This is a genomic window from Streptomyces sp. NPDC008092, assembly GCF_042957285.1.
Lineage (GTDB): Bacteria > Actinomycetota > Actinomycetes > Streptomycetales > Streptomycetaceae > Streptomyces.
Window position 1 is genome coordinate 212,676 of the sequence record NZ_JBIBHY010000002.1, and the last position, 17,575, is coordinate 230,250.

Consider the following 17,575-nt stretch of genomic DNA (forward strand, 5'->3'; position numbering starts at 1 on the left):
CGTCCCGGCGCCGAACGCTCAGGATGCGGAAACCACACCGGGATTCCGGTGCTCACCGGCGGCGGATGCGGTGGTCCCCGCCGGTGGATCGGGTGGATCGTACGGTCACCGCCGATAGATGGTGATCGAATGACCGACATCATCGACCGGACGGCTGGTGTCGATCAATTCGGCCAGTGCGCCCCGTGCCTTGGCGGCCGCCGAGTCGGAGACGACCAGCAGTCCGTGCACCTTCCCGGGCGGCACCTTGCGGGGGTCGGTGGCGTGGATCCCGTAGTACGCCGGGACGCCACTGCCCTTGTAGACCAGCCAGATCCGCTCGCCGGGGTAGCGCTCCCGCAGCCGGTCGGCGAGCCGGCCGAGATCCTGCCCCCAGTCCACGTTGGAGTCGTGCAGCCACCGGTGCGTCTTCGCCGGACCCCCGAACGCCTCGTTGGCGTACGGCAGATAGAACGGGAACGTGCGCAGCGAGCTCACCGCGACGAACAGCACCAGCGCCGCGCCCACCGGCCGCGCCCACCGCCGACGCACCGTCAGGACCGCGGCTGAGCCCACCGCGAGGAACATCGGCATGAAGACCGCGTACCGCGTCCCGAAGTCCCGCGACCCGGTCATCGCCGAGGCGAGCAGCACGGCAGGCGGCAGCAGCAGGTACGGCGCGGCCCGCCGCAACCGCCGTACCGCCACCAGCGCGACGGCACCGGCCGCCCACAGCGCCAGCATGCCGAGCGGGGTCTTCACCAGCAGGGCGGCCGGCAGGTAGTACCAGCGGGAGCCGGTGTAGAGGTGCCCGAACAGATAGCCCTGCCAGGGGTAGTCCTCCAGGGCGAACTGCATCCGCATGCCGTCCCGGTAGGCCTGCGGGAAGGGCATCAGGTCGGTCAGCAGGCCCCGCAGCCCGGGCACCGCCGGCACCGGCTCGGCGGACAGCGGACGCAGCCGGGGATCGACCGCCAGGTAGGAGAGCCAGACGACGGCGACCGCGGTCACGGCCACCACGGCCGCCGCCGCGAGGGCCCGCAGCACACGGCCCGGACGCGCGCCCCACACCGACACCACCGCCAGTGCCACGAGCACCGGGAGAGCGGGCAGCGCGCTCATCTTCGTCGCCACCGAGGCCCCCAGCGCCGCCCCTGCCAGGGGCAGGTACAGCCGGGGCCGGCGCCGGGCCCGCCACACCAGCCAGGCCGAGGTCAGCACGAACCCGGCCGACGGCACGTCCAGGGTGGCCAGCGAGCCGTGCGCGATGACGTCCGGGGAGAAGCAGTACAGGGCGAGCGCCAGCAGCCCGGCGGCCGTACCGAGGACCTCGCGGGCGAAGGCGAACGCCACCAGGCCGAACAGCAGCGTCAGCACGATCACCGGCAGCCGCGCCCACAGCATCACCCGCCAGGGGTCGTTGCCGGACGCGTACAGCAGGTGCTGTCCCACCTGCCCCTGGTCGCCCTTGTAGGACGGGTCGTAGTGCGGGTCGGCGACGGCGATGCCGGCCATGACGACGAGCTTGCCGAGCGGCGGGTGCTCGGTGTTGTAGCGCAGCCGGTGCTCGTGGAGGTAGTCGGTGGCCGTGGCCACGTACACCGGCTCGTCGATGGTGGGTGTCTGCTGGACGGCGGTGGTCACCATCGCCGCCGCCATCTGGGCCAGCAGCAGCACCGCGAGGACCGGTACCAGCCACCGGCGGCGGGCCCGCAGGGCGGTGGCCAGCCGGGCCGCGGGGGCGGGCCGGGGGAACGGCCCGGGGGCGGCTGGGAGGTCGGGGACGCCGGGGACGCCGGGGACGTCGGGTTCGAGGACCGACTGCTGTTCGCTTGCCATCTTCCGCCCCGCGGGGACACCGGGCCCGCGGTGACGGGAGCGATCACGAGCAGCCATGGGCCCTACTGTCGCATCGCTCCCGCCACCGGGCGCGTCACCGCTTCACGAGTCGTACCGACAGACCGTCTGCCGTGTAGACGGGTACGGCCCGCAGCGTGGCGGAGTTCAGCTCCACCTTGTCGAACTGGCCGCGCAGCCGGGGCGCGTCGACGACCGGGAGGGTGCTGCCCGCGGCCGGCGGGTGCTCGGTGTCGAGGTTCAGGACCAGCGTGCTGCCCCTGCCCAGGACGGCCAGGTGCTTCACCGCCAGCGGCGCCTTGCGGCCCTTGGCGAGGGTGACCTCCAGGGCGCCCGCGTCCTGCGTGTACGTGCCGCGCACGAACAGCTTCCCGGCGACCCGCAGGGTGCCGGCCGAGACCCGGACGTCACCGCGGCCCAGCGCGTCCTCGGCGGCGGCGACCAGGGTGCCGGCGGCCAGCACGGTGCCGCCCCGGTAGTTGTTGTCACCGGTCAGGGTCAGCGTGCCGGTGCCCTTCTTGGTGAGCGCGCCGTGGCCGTCGATGTCGTTGCGCCAGGTGTCGGCCGCCGCGAAGCCGCCGGCCGCCGCGTCCAGGGTGACCGTGACGTCCGTGTCGAACGCGCCGTAACCGTCCGCGGCGGCGAACAGGTTGAGGCGGCCCCACTGCTCCGGGCCGTCCAGCAGCACGTACCCGGAGGGCAGGCCGGTGGTGCGCAGCACCTCGCGGCGCTGCTCGGCGGTGAGGTAGGGCTGGCGGGTCTCCAGCAGCACCTCGGCGCCCTTGGGCACGTCGAACGGCAGCTCGCGGCCCTCGCGGTCCAGGATGTACGTCAGGCGGGGCGTGGCGGCGCGTTCGTTGGCCTCGCGGTCGGCGTACGGGTCGGTGCCGGTGCCCGCCGAGTGGGCGTAGGCGTACAGGGTGTCGGCGGTGGAGCCGGTCTGCGCCTCGAACCAGGCGAGGGCCTGGGCGCGGGCGGCCGCCTTGAGGTCGGCGTTGGCCGGGTCGGCGAGGGTGGCGGCGGCCAGGGCGGTGGCCATGATGCGGCCGCCGATCACGTCGACCGTGTTGTGCATGCCCGCGATGATGCGGGTGTCGCTCAGCTCCAGGGCCCGGGTGACCAGCTCCTGGAAGCGCTCCGGCACCGCGTACGCGTAGGCGAGGCCCGCCAGGTGGAAGGCGTTGGTGTGGCCGGACGGGAAGCCGCCGTCGTCGGTGGGGGAGGTGCTGCGCTGGCGCAGCAGCTGCGGGGCGACGACCACGTCGGACTCGTAGACCGGGTAGCCGTAGGCGTCCGTCGTACCGGTGTCGACGACCTCGCTGTGCTCGTTCATCCGCCACGGACGCGGGTACTGGTAGGCGTACTTGGACGGGTTGCCGGACGCGTAGTTGCCGCGCAGGGTGTCGACCAGGGTGGCCACCTTGCCGAGCGCCGAGTCGTGCGAGCCCGCGCCGAGCGCCGCGCCCGCCGGGGCGCCGGCCGGGACGGCGTCGTTGATCGTGGTGGCGGGCGTGCCGTCGGGGGCGCTGGTGATCGAGGTGACCGCGAGGGAACCGGCCTTGTAGAGGTCGGCGAGCGGGCCGAGGCCGGCGATCATCGCGTAGCTCTGGTGCTGGCGGTCGTAGAGGAACGCCTTCTTCGCGTCGGCGGCGCTCCGCTTTCTGGTGATCTTCGCGCAGTAGCGCATGTTGTCGCGCAGGATGTCGGCGCGCAGCACGCTGCCGGTGTTCCAGGCGGAACCGGTCTTCCAGATCTGCGCGAAGCCGCCGAGGATCCGGACCACCGCGTTGGTGTCGGCGGTGAGGTTGGTGCTGATGTTCGTCTTGTAGTCGTCGACGAACGCCAGGGCCGTGGCGGCCTTGGCGTCGGCGGCCGCGAGCCAGCCGACGAAGGTCGGGGCCGCCAGCACACCCGCCGACGCGCCGAGCGAGGTCTTCAGGAACCGCCGTCGGCCGACGGCGGTTCCACGGGTCGGGGAAGCGGAGTGGTGCCCGGCAGGTGACGGCATGGGTGTGCCTCTCTTGAATTCTCGGGGAGTTCACGCGGACGGCCGGCGCTCCAGATGCGCGTGAGCGTGTGGGTTCGCGTGGGAAAAGTATTGAACGAGCGAAGTTCTAGGGCGAGTTCGTGTCCCGGTGGTCATCGCCCGACGACCGTCACGTGTCCCGGAGTTGAACGGAAGCCCTGTGGTTCACAGGAAGAACCGGCCGGGACCTGCATGTTCGCAGCCTCGAACGGCCCGTGGTCCAGCGCGGCGGGACCGGACGGGCTGCGGACAGGTTTCTCACAGGATCGAACGCGCCAGCGCCACCGCTCCCTCGACCGGCGGGAGCCGCAACGGCTGCGGCCGCGCTCCGGGTACGGCCTCGGCGAGCCCGGCGGCGAAGGCGTCGTACAGGCGGGGCTGGGAGAGGATCGTGCCGCCCGCGACCACCACGTCGTCCACGGCGAGACCGCGGGCGGCGAGCCGGGCCACGAGGGCGGCGAGGGCGCGGCCGCCGTCGGCTATCACGTCGGCGGCGAGCAGGGAGCCCGCGTCGGCCGCGGCGAAGACCGCCGGGGCGTGCCGGCCCCATTCGGCGGAGACGTCGGAGGCGCTCTCCAGGGCGTCGCCGAGTGCGGGTACCTCGGCCACCCCGAAGGCGGCGACGAGCCCGGTCGCGAGCGCGTCGGGGGCCTCGCCGCGGTCGTGCGCGGCCCAGGCGGCGCGGGCGGCCTCCCGGACGAGTCCGGCGGCGCCGCCCTCGTCCCCGAGGACCGCGCCCCAGCCGCCCACCTGCACGGGGCTGCCGTCGGGCTGCCGGCCGACGGCCACCGAGCCGGTGCCGGCGACCACGCCGACGCCCTTTTCCAGGCCGGCGGCGGGGACGAGGAGTTCCGCGTCGCCCACCACCCGGACGGGCACGTCGAGGAGGTCGCGCAGGGCGGCGGCGATACCGGCGCACTGACGGGGGGTCTCACAGGCGTGCCCGCCGACGGCCAGGGCCGCCGGGCGGGAGCCGGCCGGCAGGGCGTCGTGGACGATCGCGGCCAGCCAGCGGGCCGCGGCGGCCGCGTCGTGCGGCCGCCAGCCGCTGCTGGGACGGATGTGGTCGGCGACCCGGTCCGGACCGGCGACGGCGCGGAGGTGGGTCTTGGTGCCGCCCACGTCGATGCCGACCACGAGCGGGGAAGGCGGGGAGGGCGGAGAAGAAGGTGCGTCCTGCACGGATCCTCTTTCGTCGTCTGGGCGAACAGCGCGGAAGAGCCTGGCACTGATCTGCGACGGCGGGCGAACCGCGCCTGGCCGAACAGGAGTCGAGCAGGTCGGGAAGCCCCGGGACGGGCTTCTTGCGGAGCACGGCAGGCGAGTACCGTGTACTTCGTTAGGAAGTTAACTAACGAAGTACAGTGCGTCAAGAGTTGCCGCGGACTCGATCAACGGGACGCTGTCGAGGCCAGAACCGCGCGGCACAACGGCACCGCATCGCCGCATTCTCCGGCACCCCGGGGGAGCGCGGCCCCTGACCCATGGGGGAACTGTGGAACACGTCGTGGCTGAGGCCCCCCGGCTCACCGAGAGCGCCGGCGCGGTCTTCGCCGTACTGACCCAGGCCGGCAGCGCCACCCGGCCGCAGCTCGCGAGCCTCGCGGGCCTGTCCAAGCCGACGGTCTCCGCCGCCGTCGCGGAGCTGGAGGGGGCCGGGCTCGCCACCCACTCGGGCACCGCCTCCAGCGGTACCGGCCGCTCCGCCGCCGTCTACGGCCTCGGGCCCGCCGCCGGCTCCGTCCTCGCCGTCGACCTCGGCCCGGCCCGTACCCGGGTCCGCGCCTGCGCGCTGGACGGCACCCTGCTCGCCGAGGCGGACACGCCCCGCACCAGGGCGGCCGACGCCGTCCGCGAGGCTCTGGCCGCGCTGCCCGCCGGGGCCCCGCTGCGGGCCATCGTGGTCGCCGTCGGTGACGTCACCGCCCCCGACCGGGCGGGCACCGGCATGCGCCCGGCGACCGCCAAGGCCGGGCCCGTCTTCGACGCGGTCTCCGTCGCCCTGCCGCCGGGGGTCCCCGTCCACCTGGAGAACAACGTGAACTGCGCGGCCCTCGCCGAACTCCACGAGGGCGCCGCCCGGGGCCGCCACACCTTCGGCTACCTGCGGATCGGCGTCGGTATCGGTCTGGGCATCGTCATCGGCGGCCACGTGCTGCGCGGCGCCAACGGCGCGGCCGGTGAGCTCGCCCGGCTGCCCTACCCCTGGGACGACGACCGGGAGCCCCGCCAGGAGGCCCTGGAGGCCTACGTCGGCTCGCAGGCCCTGCTCCGCCGGGCCGCCGAGGCCTGGCCGGAGACCGACGGCCCGTGCCCGCGCACCGCCGACCGGCTCTTCGCGCTGGCCGCCCAGGGCCGGGAGCCCGCCCGCGCCCTGGTCGCCCGGCACGCCGCCGACGTGGGCCGGCTGGCCGCGGCGGTGGCCGCCGTACTGGACCCGGGGTTGATCGTCCTTGGCGGCAGCACGGGCGCGGACCCGCAGGTCCTGCCCGGAGTGCGGGCCGAGCTGGGGCGGCTGAGCTGGCCCACCGAGGTGGTCAGCAGCCAGATCGGCGATCTCGGTACCGTGGTGGGGGCCGCCCGGCTCGCCGTGGCCAAGGGAGTCCAAACCGTGACCGAAGGCGCGCAGGCGAAGGATTGACGGCTTCCTGATCGGTCTGCCAATGTCCGGACAAGCGCTTTCTAAGTCGGCCGGGACGCCGACTTGGGGTGAGCCTCCCAGCCCGTACAGGATGTACGGCAACCGCACGAGGGCGTGCCCGTGCGGTGACGGCCAGGACGGCCGGGGATCTCGCCCCGCGTGGACGATGCGGCCGGGCGAGGCCGCGCCCCCCGGAAAGCGACTTTTCCTTCAAAATGCACCCGTGCCGCCTCAGCCGGCGCCGTGCTCCGTCCGTACGACGAAATGGGAACGAAGATGACCACTGTGGGTGTGCGGCGCTCCAGCCGACTCGGCCGCGGCGGTATGCGCCGCCTGCTTCCCCTCGCTGCCGTTGCCTCGGCAGGAGCCCTGCTGCTCTCCGCCTGCGGGTCGGGCTCCGACTCCGGCGGGACCTCCAAGTCGCTGACGTTCTGGATCTCCACGGTTCCGGGACAGGACGCGGGCTGGAAGAAGCTGGTGGCTCAGTACAAGAAGGAAACCGGCGTCGCCGTCAAGCTCGTCAACATCCCCTACGACGGCTACCCGACGAAGCTGCACAACGCCGCGCAGGCGAACTCCCTGCCCGACGTCGCGGACGTACCGGCCCTCGACCCGATCTGGTCGAACAAGCTGATCGACCTCAGCTCCATCGCCAACAACAAGAGCTACAACATCAACGCCAACTTCCTCGCCAAGGACTCGTCCGGCAAGGTGCTGTCCATCCCCTCGGACGTCACCGCGTCCGGCCTGTTCATCAACAAGACGCTGTTCAAGAAGGCCGGCGTCGCCGTCCCGGCCTCGCCCTCGGACACCTGGACCTGGACCGAGTTCATCGCGGCGGCCAACAAGGTCCGGGAGAAGACCGGCGCGAAGTACTCGCTGACCTTCGACCAGTCGCCGTCCCGGCTGCGCGCCATGGTCTACGAGATGGGCGGCAAGTACGTCCACGCCGATTCCTCCGGCAAGTTCTCGGTGGACGACGCGACCAAGAAGGCCGTGAAGTACTTCGTCGGACTCAACGACGACAAGACCATGCCGAAGTCGGTGTGGACCAGCGGCGCCGACCCGTCCGCCATGTTCCAGAGCGGTGACGTGGTCGCCTACTGGTCCGGCGTGTGGCAGGTCGCCTCCTTCGCGGACAGCATCAAGAAGTTCGACTGGGCGAGCGTCCCGACCCCCGCCCAGCCGGTGCAGGCCAGTGACGTCAACAGCGGCGGCATGATGGTGGGCTTCAACAACAACGGCGCCGCGGCCACCGCCGCGAAGAAGTTCATGTCCTGGGTGTACGACCCGAAGCAGTACACCGAGCTGGTCGAGACCTCCGGCTTCCTCCCGGTCGAGAGCGGCCTGAGCCCGAAGTACCCCTTCACCTCCGACGCGGCGCAGGCGGCGTTCAAGCTCTACAACGAGGAGATCCCGCTCTACGACCCGATCTCGGGCTACTTCAACAACGCGCAGACCGCGTGGGTGCTGAAGGGCAAGAGCCTCACCACCGACCCGACCAAGACGGAGCTCGGCAAGGCGATCAACGGCCAGCAGTCGGCCGACAAGGCCCTGCAGAACATCGTGGACGGCTACAACCAGCAGGTCGGCGGCTGATCGCAGACCCGCGGTCCGGGCGGCGGGGTCGAGACACCGCCGCCCGGACCGGGCGCCCACACGATCACGGGCTCAGGGCCTGAGCCCACGGCAATCCATCCCCACAGCACGGAGTCAGGAACATGACAAAACGCGCCTCGGACGTGTCCGGGAGCCCGCCCAGGCGACGCAGCACCTACACCCTCGCGCCGCTCGTCCTCATCGCGGCCAATGTCGTGCTCTTCGCACTGTTCTTCGTGTGGCCGGCGGTGATCGGGCTCGTCTACTCCTTCACGAACTACACGGGCGTGGGGGCGTTCCAGTTCATCGGGCTGGACAACTACACGAACCTGTTCGGCGACTCCACCTTCTACGACGCGCTGACACGGACGCTGCTGTACACCGTGCTGGTCGTGCCGCTGAACTTCGTGCTCTCGCTCCTCATCGCCAACCTGGTGGTGAGCAAGCAGGCCAAGGGTGCGTCGATCGCCCGGGTCGTCTTCTTCATCCCGTGGCTCATCTCGCCGATCGTCGTCGGTGTCCTGTGGCGCTGGCTGTTCGGTGAGAACTTCGGACTGATCAACTACGTCATCGAGAAGCTCGGCGGAAACGCGATCGCGTGGCAGTCGAACGCGGACCTGTCGCTGGGCGTGGTCGTGATGGCCGGCGCCTGGTGGGGAACGGCCTTCTCGATGCTGCTGTTCATCGCGGCGATCAAAAACGTGCCCACCTCGTACTACGAGGCGGCGTCGCTCGACGGCGCGGGCCCCTGGCGCCAGTTCATCAGCATCACGCTGCCGAGCATCGCGCCGACGTCCTTCATCGTGATCCTGCTCAACACGATCAACGCGATGAAGGAATACCCGCTCTTCGTCTCCCTCAACAACGGCGGACCGGGCACCTCGAACAACCTGCTTGTCCAGTACATCTACCAGACCGGATTCAACCGGGGCCAGATCGGCTACGCGAGCGCCGCGTCGTTCGTGCTCATGCTCATCCTGATGGCCGTCGCGATCATCCAGCTGATCGCCAACCGGCGGTTGGAGAACCGATGACCACCACAGACACGCCGCGTCCGGTCGACGCCGGTTCCGTGAAGGCCCCGTCCAAGAGGCGGCCCCGTGGCGGGCGCGACGGCGGGCTCCGGCGCGCGGTACCCGCGACGACCCTGCTGTGGATCCTGGCGGGCCTCTACGGGCTGCCGGTGCTGTGGTTCATCCTCAGCTCCTTCAAGCCGGCCGGAGACCTCTTCTCCCTCCCGCTGACGGTGGTCCCGCACCACCCCACCCTGTCGGGCTACAAGGCCGCGTGGGACAGCGCCAACTTCTCCCAGTACTTCATCAACACGGCCCTCGTGTGCGTGATCACGACGATCCTCACGGTGGGCGTCAGCTGCTGCACCGGGTACGCCCTGGCCAAGTACGACAACAAATGGCTCAAGGCCTTCTTCATCTGCATCCTGGCCACCACGATGCTGCCGTCCGAGGTCATGCTCGCCCCGGAGTTCCTGGTCGTCCGCGACCTCGGCCTCTACAACTCGTTCGGCGGCATCATCCTCCCGGCCGTGCTCACCGCCACCGGTTGCTTCATGTTCCGCCAGTTCTTCCTGACGGTCCCCGACGAACTCGTCGAGGCCGCCCGCATCGACGGCGCGCGGGAACTGTCGATCTTCCTGAGGATCATGGTGCCGATCTCCCGGCCCATCATGCTGACCCTCGCCATCCTGTCCTTCCAGTGGCGGTGGAACGACTACATCTGGCCGCTGCTGATGCTGAACGACCCCAACAAGTTCACCGTGCAGATCGGCATCCAGAGTCTCGTCGGGGCGCAGAACATCAACTGGTCGGTGCTGCTGGGCGGATCGGTCATCTCCATGATCCCGCTGATCCTCGTCTTCCTGGTGTTCCAGCGGTACGTCATGAGCGCCGACATCAACGCCGGACTGAAGGACTGACCTTGACCGCCCTGCTCGACCACGAGTTCATCCGCGCAGCGGTGCTCGCCGCCGACGGGTCGGTCGCCCTGCCCGAGGCCGACCCGTCGGCGGAATTCATCGGGCCGCACCGCGCCCTGGCCCGGCGGGTGAAGACCCTGGTTGCGGTGTACCGCTCGCCGGAGTCGGCCCTGCACGGCAGCGAGCGGGCCGTCGCCGCCGCGCTGACCTGCCTCCGTGCCCTGCGGTCCCTGCAGACGGCCTCCGGCCTCTTCGCGGGCGGCGACAACGTGCAGTCGCCGCCGGACTCCGCGTTCACCGTCAACGACGTGTGCGACGCGCACGTCCTCGCCGCGGGCGCGGGGCCGGAACTGGCTGACGTCACGGCGGCGCTCGCCGACATCGCGGGCGCCGCCACCGGCCCTCTCCTGACCGGCGGGGTGCACACCCCGAACCACCGCTGGGAGCTGTCCGCGGCGCTGGCCCGGCTGCACCGCTCGTTCCCGGACGCCCGGATCCTCGCCCGCGCCGAGGAGTGGCTCGCCGAGGGCGTCGACATCGACGCGGACGGCCTGTACTCGGAACGCAGTGCCGTCTACGCGTCCCTTGTGACCAACCCGTCGCTGCTGTTGCTGGCCGAGGTGCTCGGGCGTACCGACCTGCTGGACGCCGTCGAACGCAACCTCGCCACGACCCTGGACCTGATCAGGCCGGACGGCACGGTGGAGACCGTCCACTCGCGCCGCCAGGACCAGAAGCTGTCGTTCGCGCTGTGGCCCTATCTGCCGCACTACCGGCTGTTCGCGATCCGCACCGGCCGGGGCGACTTCGCCCGCGCGGCCCGCCTGGCGGCCGCCGACGGCATCGACGACCCCGACCTGCTCGCCCAGACCCTCCTCACCCCGGATCTGTGCCGCGCCCTGCCGGCCCCGGACGCGGAGCAGCTCCCGCGTGACCGGTACCTCTCCACCGCACGCCTCGCCGCACACGTCTCGGCCACCGCGCACACCGTGGTGTACGGCGGCTCCGACGTGCCCGAGCACCGGCGCATCCGCTCGGGTCTCGCCTGCAACCCCACCTTCCTGCGCATGTTCGCCGGTGCCGCCGTCCTCGACGCGGTCCGCCTCTCGCGGGTGTTCTTCGACCTGGGCCCGTTCCGCGCCGCCGACATGGAACAGCTCGCCGGCAACCGGTACCGGCTCACCCAGACCCTCACCACCGCCTACTACCAGCCGCTCCCGAAGGACCGGAGGCGCGACGACGGCGCCTACCGCCTGTCGGACGAGGGCCGCTTCTCCGCGTCGATGGCCTTCCCCGACCGCCCTCAGGACGAGATCTCCCACACGACCCGAGTCGAGGTCGACCTGCGGGAGGACGGGGCCGACCTGCGGATCGACATCAGCGGCCCATCGGTGCCCTGGGCCCTCGAACTGACCTTCCGGCCGGGCGGCGAGCCGCAGGGCGCCGTGCCGCTCGGCGACGGACGCTGGTGCCTGACGACCGAGCCGTTGACCTACCGCGTCGGCGACGACGAGATCGGGGTCGAGGCCGCCGTCGAGGCGGGCGGACCGCTCGCCGGACCGGACCTCGGCGAGATACTGCGGTACGACCCGGGCCAGGACCACACCGTGGCGGGAGGCACCGACGCGACAACGGGGAACCGCGTCTACATAGGCGGTCACGGCCCGCAGACCCTGACCGTCGCCCTGCGCGCCCACCGGCCCGCACCCGCCCACTGACCCCGACGACCCACACCATGGCCACCTCCGGCACGAAGGGCTGACCTCCTCCGATGCATCTGCCGCGCCAGCTCGGCCCGCTGCACGACCTGCCGTCCACCCCCGAGGCGTACGACGCGGTCCTCGCCGACGTCGTCGAACAGGCCCTGGCCCGCCTCACCCCCGCGGGCAACCTCGAACACCCCGACGCCGACGACGACATCGGCGACACCTCCCTCGGCGTCACCTCCCTGCTGGCCCTCGCCTGGCAGCGGTCCAAGGACCCGCGGCTGCCGGAGGCGGTGCGCCGCAGCCTCGCCTTCCACCTGCGCGAACGGGTCTACACCGAGGACAACCCCGGCTACCCGAACCTCACCGTCCGCGACTCCGGCCTGCCGTACGCCCGTTACGTGCTGGCGGCGGGCGCGCACCCGATCGGCGACTGGCCGAGCACGGTCTGGGCGCTGCTCCAGACCGTCGACCTCCTCGACCTCGCGGACGGCCTCGTCGACGACGGACAGCGCGCCGAACTGGTCGAGCTGGGCCGCGGATACTGGCGCTGGCTGACCGAGGCCACCTTCTTCAACCCGCAGGAGGCCGGCAACCAGGCGATCGGGTGCGTGGTCGGCGGGCTGATGCTGGCCCGGCACGTACCGCCGGAGGAGGCGGCGCCGCTCCGCGAGCGGGCGCTGGCCCTGTACGCCGAGAAGATCCGCGCCCACCGGGTCCTCGACCGGGGTGCCCTGCTCCCGCCCGAGCACGGCGGCGCCTACGACAACAACTACGGCCCGATCTCCCTGTCCTTCCTCGCCCAGGCCCACCGGATCAGCGGGGCGGAGATGTTCGCCGAGGACGGTGACGCACTCGCCCGGTACATCGACGCCCGCCTGCCGGGCGGCGGCTTCGACAACGGCGGCCCCCGTTACAGCGAACAGCACTCCGGCTTCGAATCCGTCCTAGGGCTGCGCTACTTCGGCGCTCGGATCGGCTCCGACCTGGGCCGCTACCGTGGCGACACCAACTGGGGCCGGCACGCGGTCAAGCCGGACGGCGGTGTCGACGGGCACTTCGCCTGGATGCTGGTCTGGCAGATCCAGGACCCCACCCCCTGGCACCGCGACCCGTCGACCGCCCCGGCCCGCCACCAACTCCGCGCGGGCTCCGTGTCGGTGGCCTTCGACAGCCGGATGACCCCGTCCCTGGTCGAGGCCGCCGGCACCTACTACCTGCCGGCGGCGGTCGACCGCCAGCACGGCTTCGGCCCGGTCCTGGACGGCTTCGTGTACTGCAGGCCGATGGGCGAGGTCCGGGTCCGGGACGTCCACGCCGACGGCCTGACCGCCAAGCTGGTCGGCAAGCCGGTCGTGGGCCGCGACCACGTGCTGCGCCACGTGCGTTCGCTGTACGTCACGGACGGCACCCGGCTGTGGGTGACGGTGGCCGTGGAACGGCTCGGCGGGGCGCCGTACCTGCTGGCCGGGCTGCCCTACGCGGCGGACGACGGCGACCGGGTGCGCCGGGTCGCCGAGGGCGAGCTCGTCTCGGCGGGCGCCCTGCGGCTCACGCACCCCTCGGCACCGGGCGCCGACCACTTCGACGCGCGCGCCGAACTCACCCAGGAACAGGCCGCGTTCGCCCTCGCCGCGGACCCGCGCGGCTACGGCAACCCGGACGAGGGCTGGCGCCACCTGGTCGACTCCACGGCGTACGAGGCCGAACCGGCGCCGGGCGCACCGGAGTCGTTGCACGTGTTCGCCGTGCGGTACGGGCCCGGCGGTGACTTCACGCCGACGTTCGAGGGGGACCTCACCGTGCACACCGAGGCGTTCACGGCCGTCATCGGGGCCGAGGACGCCCATGGCGTGCCCGAGCTGGCGCTCGCTGCTTGCTGAGGGCTTCGGCAGCGCCCCGAAGGGGCGCGGGGAACTGCGCGACAAGCCACGACGGCGCCGCAGTCGGCAGACGGCAGATCGCGGCACAGCCGGTGGAGCGCTCAGTTCAGCGACCGCTGCCCGCGTCGTAGGGCGCGCGCAGCGCCGTCTCCGGCACCACCAGGTCCGCCCGGTCCCGGGTGGTGGCGACCAGGGCGGCGTTGCGCTCGTCGGTGCGCGCCACCCAGGCCACCGCCTGGTCGTGCGTCTTGCCGAACTCCTCGTGCCGGGCGACCAGCCGCCGTACCCGCTCGCCCTCGTCGATCTCGCAGAACCACACCTCGTCCAGGGCCGGCCGCACCCGCGCCCACAAACCGTCCGCCAGCAGCAGGTAGTTGCCCTCCGTCACCACCAGCCGGGCCGTCGGCAGGACCGGGATCGCGCCCGCGAGCGGCTGCTCCAGGACCCGCTCGAAGCCCGGCGCGTACACCACGGTGTCCGTCTCCGCGCGCAACCGCCGCAGCAGCGCCGCGTACCCGGCCGCGTCGAAGGTCGCGGGCGCCCCCTTGCGGTCCCGCAGGCCGAGGCGGTCCAACTCGACGTCGGCCAGGTGGAAACCGTCCATCGGCACGTGCGCGGCCCACGGCTCACCGGCGCCGTTCAGCTCCCGCACCAGGTGTTCGGCGAGCGTCGTCTTGCCGGCGCCGGGGCTGCCCGCGATGCCGAGGAGCGCGCGCGGGGCCCGTCCGGCGAGTGAACGGGCGCGGTCGAGAAGGTCGTCGAAAGTCAGCGGCACGCAAAAAGTGTGACACCGGGCCCGGAATGTGGCGGGCGCCACCCCCTCGAAGCCGTCCGGTGGGGAAGATGCGGGACATGACTGCACTCGGTCTGCCCGACACCATCCAGGCCTGTCTCTTCGACCTCGACGGGGTCGTCACCAAGACGGCCGTCGTGCACGCCGCGGCCTGGAAGGAGACCTTCGACGCCTTCCTGCACGGCTACGACGGACAGCGGCCCTTCGACGCGGACGACTACGACGAGTACGTCGACGGACGCCCGCGCGCCGACGGGGTCCGTGCCTTCCTCGACTCCCGCGGCATCCACCTGCCCGAGGGCACCCCGGACGACCCACCGGACGCCCCGACCGTGCACGGCCTCGGCAACCGCAAGAACGAACTGCTGCTGGCGAAGATCCGCACCCAGGGCGTCGAGGCCTACGACGGCACCCTGCGCTACCTGGAGGCGGTCCGCGCGCACGGGCTGCGCACCGCGATCGTCTCCTCCAGCGCCAACTGCCGTGACGTACTGCGCTCGATCGGCGCCGAGCACTTCTTCGACGTCCGGATCGACGGTGTCGTGGCCGCCGAGCGGCACCTCCCCGGCAAGCCGCACCCGGACACCTTCCTGGCCGCCGCCCGCGACCTCGGGGTCGAACCGGCCGCGGCCGCGGTCTTCGAGGACGCCCTCGCCGGGATGGACGCGGGTCGCGCGGGCCGCTTCGGGTACGTCGTCGGCGTGGACCGCGTCGGGCAGACCGACGCCCTGTACGCGCACGGCGCGGACACCGTCGTGAAGGACCTCGCGGAGCTGGGAGGCAAGGAGTGATCACCCACCGGTCGTACGCCGTGGAACCCTGGGCGGTCCGCGAGACGCGGCTCAACCTCGACGTGCTCGCGCAGAGCGAGTCGGTGTTCGCGCTGTCCAACGGGCACGTCGGCTGGCGCGGCAACCTCGACGAGGGGGAGCCGCACGGCCTGCCGGGCAGCTACCTCAACGGCGTGCACGAGGTGCACCCGCTGCCGTACGCCGAGGCCGGCTACGGCTACCCCGAGTCCGGGCAGACCGTCATCAACGTCACCAACGGCAAGATCCTGCGGCTGCTCGTCGACGACGAACCCTTCGACCTGCGCTACGGCCGGCTCGTCGCCCACGAGCGGGTCCTCGACCTGCGCCGGGGCGTCCTGGAGCGGACCTGCGAGTGGACCTCGCCGGCCGGCTCCACCGTGCGGGTGCGCTCGACCCGGCTGGTGTCGCTGACCCAGCGGGCGATCGCCGCCGTCTCCTACGAGGTGGAGGCCGTCGACCGCCGCTGCCGGATCGTGGTCCAGTCCGAACTGGTCGCCAACGAGCAGCTGCCCGAGTCCAACGGTGACCCCCGTGCGGCGCTCGCGCTGCAGTCGCCGCTGGAGCAGGAGGACGACTTCGCCTCCGGTCACCGGCTGCGGCTCGTGCACCGGACCCGGCGCAGCGGACTGCGGGTCGCGGTCGCCGCCGACCACACGGTCTCCGGTCCCGAACGGACCACGGTGCGCGCCGAGAGCGGCGTGGACGTGGCCCGGCTGACCGTCACCTCGGTCCTGGAGCCCGGTCAGCGGCTGCGGGTGGAGAAGTTCGTCGCCCACGGCTGGTCCGGGGTGCGCTCGCTGCCCGCCATGGCGGACCAGGTGGACGCGGCGCTCGCGGCCGCCGCCCACGAGGGCTGGCAGGGGCTCGCCGACGACCAGCGCGGCTACCTGGACGACTTCTGGTCCCGCGCCGACGTGGAGGTGGACGGCGACGAGGAGGTCCAGCAGGCCGTCCGCTTCGCCCTCTTCCACGTGCTCCAGGCCGGGGCGCGCGCCGAACAGCGGGCGATACCCGCGAAGGGCCTCACCGGCTCCGGGTACGACGGGCACGCCTTCTGGGACACCGAGATGTTCGTGCTGCCCGTCCTCACCCACACCGCCCCGGGCGCCGTCGCCGAGGCGCTGCGCTGGCGCCACAACACGCTCCCCGCCGCCCGCGAGCGGGCCGCCCAACTGGGCCTGAACGGGGCCGCGTTCCCCTGGCGGACCATCGCGGGACCGGAGGGCTCCGCCTACTGGCCGGCCGGCACCGCCGCCTTCCACGTCAACGCCGACGTCGCCGACGCGGTGGTCCGGTACGTCGCCGCCACCGGCGACACCGACTTCGAACGGGACACCGGCGTCGAGCTGCTCGTGGAGACCGCCCGGCTGTGGCGCTCGCTCGGCCACCACGACAGCCGCGGCGCCTTCCACATCGACGGCGTCACCGGGCCCGACGAGTACAGCGCGGTCGCCGACGACAACACGTACACCAACCTGATGGCCCGGGCGAACCTGCTGGCCGCCGCCGACGCCGTCGAACGCCACCCGCGGCAGGCCGCGGAGCTCGGCGTCGACGCGGAGGAGAGCGCCGCCTGGCGGGACGCCGCGGAGTCCGTGCACATCCCCTACAACCACGAGCTGGGCGTGCACGAACAGCACGCCGGGTTCACCCGCTACCAGCGCTGGGACTTCGAGAGCACCCGCCCCGAGCAGTACCCGCTGCTGCTGAACTTCCCGTACTTCGACCTCTACCGCAAACAGGTCGTCAAACAGGCCGACCTGGTGCTGGCGATGTACACCTGCGAGGCGTACTTCGACGAGGAGCACATCGCCCGCAACTTCGCCTACTACGAGCCGCTGACCGTCCGCGACTCCTCGCTGTCCGCCTGCTGCCAGGCCGTCGTCGCCGCCCAGGCCGGGCACCTCACGCTCGCCCACGCCTACACGGCCGAGGCCGCGCTGATGGACCTCGACGACCTGGAGCACAACACCCGCGACGGACTGCACATCGCCTCCCTCGCCGGCACCTGGATGGCCCTGGTGGCCGGCTTCGGCGGGCTGCGCCACTACGACGACGGGGCCCGGTTCGCCCCCCGGCTGCCGGAGCGGCTGCGCCGGCTCGCCTTCAGCCTGCAGCTGCGCGGCAGCAGGCTGCGGGTGGAGATCGGCGCCGACAAGGCGACGTACACCCTCGTCGACGGCCCGCCGCTCACCGTGTACCACCACGGGGAGCCGGTGGCGGTCGGCACCGACAGCCCCGCCGTGCGCGCGGTGCCCCCGGCCCGCCCGGGCCCGGCTCCGCAGCAGCCACCACACCGGGCACCGAACCGGCCGGCCTGAGGGTCTCGGTCCGCGTCCCTTGATG

The 17,575-nt window shown here is 72.3% G+C and carries 12 protein-coding genes; 8 read left to right on the plus strand and 4 right to left on the minus strand.

The features are described from left to right. Positions 1–105 precede the first annotated feature (105 nt). The 3 genes from ACFZB3_RS05895 to ACFZB3_RS05905 all read right to left on the minus strand — a co-directional run bounded on the left by ACFZB3_RS05895 (position 106) and on the right by ACFZB3_RS05905 (position 5,044). Positions 106–1,818, minus strand: coding sequence for a phospholipid carrier-dependent glycosyltransferase (locus ACFZB3_RS05895; protein ID WP_391370326.1), 1,713 nt, complete (start codon positions 1,816–1,818; stop codon positions 106–108). Positions 1,819–1,912: 94 nt separating this feature from the next. Then, positions 1,913–3,844: a phosphatase PAP2 family protein gene (locus ACFZB3_RS05900; protein ID WP_391370328.1), complete on the minus strand. Its 1,932-nt coding sequence runs from the start codon at positions 3,842–3,844 to the stop codon at positions 1,913–1,915. A gap of 276 nt (positions 3,845–4,120) precedes the next feature. Beyond that, a complete protein-coding gene (locus ACFZB3_RS05905; protein WP_391370331.1) occupies positions 4,121–5,044 on the minus strand; it encodes a BadF/BadG/BcrA/BcrD ATPase family protein in 924 nt (307 codons plus the stop codon). Between the two features lie 325 nt (positions 5,045–5,369). Here ACFZB3_RS05905 and ACFZB3_RS05910 point away from each other — a divergent pair, with 325 nt between their 5' ends. The 6 genes from ACFZB3_RS05910 to ACFZB3_RS05935 all read left to right on the plus strand — a co-directional run bounded on the left by ACFZB3_RS05910 (position 5,370) and on the right by ACFZB3_RS05935 (position 13,624). Next, a complete protein-coding gene (locus tag ACFZB3_RS05910) occupies positions 5,370–6,503 on the plus strand; it encodes an ROK family protein (RefSeq protein ID WP_391370334.1) in 1,134 nt (377 codons plus the stop codon). Between the two features lie 276 nt (positions 6,504–6,779). Then, positions 6,780–8,102, plus strand: a complete 1,323-nt coding sequence (locus tag ACFZB3_RS05915; protein ID WP_391370337.1) for an extracellular solute-binding protein — start codon at positions 6,780–6,782, stop codon at positions 8,100–8,102. 122 nt (positions 8,103–8,224) lie between these two features. Continuing rightward, positions 8,225–9,136: an ABC transporter permease subunit gene (locus ACFZB3_RS05920; protein WP_391370339.1), complete on the plus strand. Its 912-nt coding sequence runs from the start codon at positions 8,225–8,227 to the stop codon at positions 9,134–9,136. Continuing rightward, positions 9,133–10,035: an ABC transporter permease subunit gene (locus ACFZB3_RS05925; protein ID WP_391370342.1), complete on the plus strand. Its 903-nt coding sequence runs from the start codon at positions 9,133–9,135 to the stop codon at positions 10,033–10,035. The genes ACFZB3_RS05920 and ACFZB3_RS05925 overlap by 4 nt, the downstream gene beginning before the upstream one ends. Before the next feature lie 2 nt (positions 10,036–10,037). Beyond that, the gene (locus ACFZB3_RS05930) at positions 10,038–11,753 is read left to right on the plus strand and encodes a hypothetical protein (RefSeq protein ID WP_391370345.1); all 1,716 of its coding nucleotides are present in this window, start codon (positions 10,038–10,040) and stop codon (positions 11,751–11,753) included. Positions 11,754–11,806: 53 nt separating this feature from the next. Further along, positions 11,807–13,624, plus strand: a complete 1,818-nt coding sequence (locus ACFZB3_RS05935) for a hypothetical protein (protein WP_391370347.1) — start codon at positions 11,807–11,809, stop codon at positions 13,622–13,624. A 106-nt stretch (positions 13,625–13,730) separates the two neighbouring features. Here the strand turns inward: ACFZB3_RS05935 and ACFZB3_RS05940 are convergent, their stop codons facing one another. After that, the gene (locus ACFZB3_RS05940; protein WP_391370350.1) at positions 13,731–14,399 is read right to left on the minus strand and encodes a nucleoside/nucleotide kinase family protein; all 669 of its coding nucleotides are present in this window, start codon (positions 14,397–14,399) and stop codon (positions 13,731–13,733) included. Positions 14,400–14,476: 77 nt separating this feature from the next. Here ACFZB3_RS05940 and ACFZB3_RS05945 point away from each other — a divergent pair, with 77 nt between their 5' ends. Beyond that, positions 14,477–15,208 carry a beta-phosphoglucomutase family hydrolase gene (locus tag ACFZB3_RS05945; RefSeq protein WP_391370353.1) on the plus strand — a complete coding sequence of 244 codons (732 nt, stop codon included), beginning with the start codon at positions 14,477–14,479 and terminating at the stop codon, positions 15,206–15,208. Then, positions 15,205–17,550 (plus strand): glycosyl hydrolase family 65 protein, encoded by a 2,346-nt coding sequence (locus ACFZB3_RS05950; RefSeq protein WP_391370356.1) that lies wholly within the window; start codon positions 15,205–15,207, stop codon positions 17,548–17,550. Before ACFZB3_RS05945 ends, ACFZB3_RS05950 begins: the two co-directional genes overlap by 4 nt. Positions 17,551–17,575 lie beyond the last annotated feature (25 nt).

What these genes read in the sequence shown, in the direction of transcription:
- ACFZB3_RS05895 (WP_391370326.1), bottom strand. Translation starts at nt 1,818, where the DNA reads ATGGCAAGCGAACAGCAGTCGGTCCTCGAACCCGACGTCCCCGGCGTC.
- ACFZB3_RS05900 (WP_391370328.1), bottom strand. Translation starts at nt 3,844, where the DNA reads ATGCCGTCACCTGCCGGGCACCACTCCGCTTCCCCGACCCGTGGAACC.
- ACFZB3_RS05915 (WP_391370337.1), top strand. Translation starts at nt 6,780, where the DNA reads ATGACCACTGTGGGTGTGCGGCGCTCCAGCCGACTCGGCCGCGGCGGT.
- ACFZB3_RS05920 (WP_391370339.1), top strand. Translation starts at nt 8,225, where the DNA reads ATGACAAAACGCGCCTCGGACGTGTCCGGGAGCCCGCCCAGGCGACGC.
- ACFZB3_RS05925 (WP_391370342.1), top strand. Translation starts at nt 9,133, where the DNA reads ATGACCACCACAGACACGCCGCGTCCGGTCGACGCCGGTTCCGTGAAG.
- ACFZB3_RS05935 (WP_391370347.1), top strand. Translation starts at nt 11,807, where the DNA reads ATGCATCTGCCGCGCCAGCTCGGCCCGCTGCACGACCTGCCGTCCACC.
- ACFZB3_RS05945 (WP_391370353.1), top strand. Translation starts at nt 14,477, where the DNA reads ATGACTGCACTCGGTCTGCCCGACACCATCCAGGCCTGTCTCTTCGAC.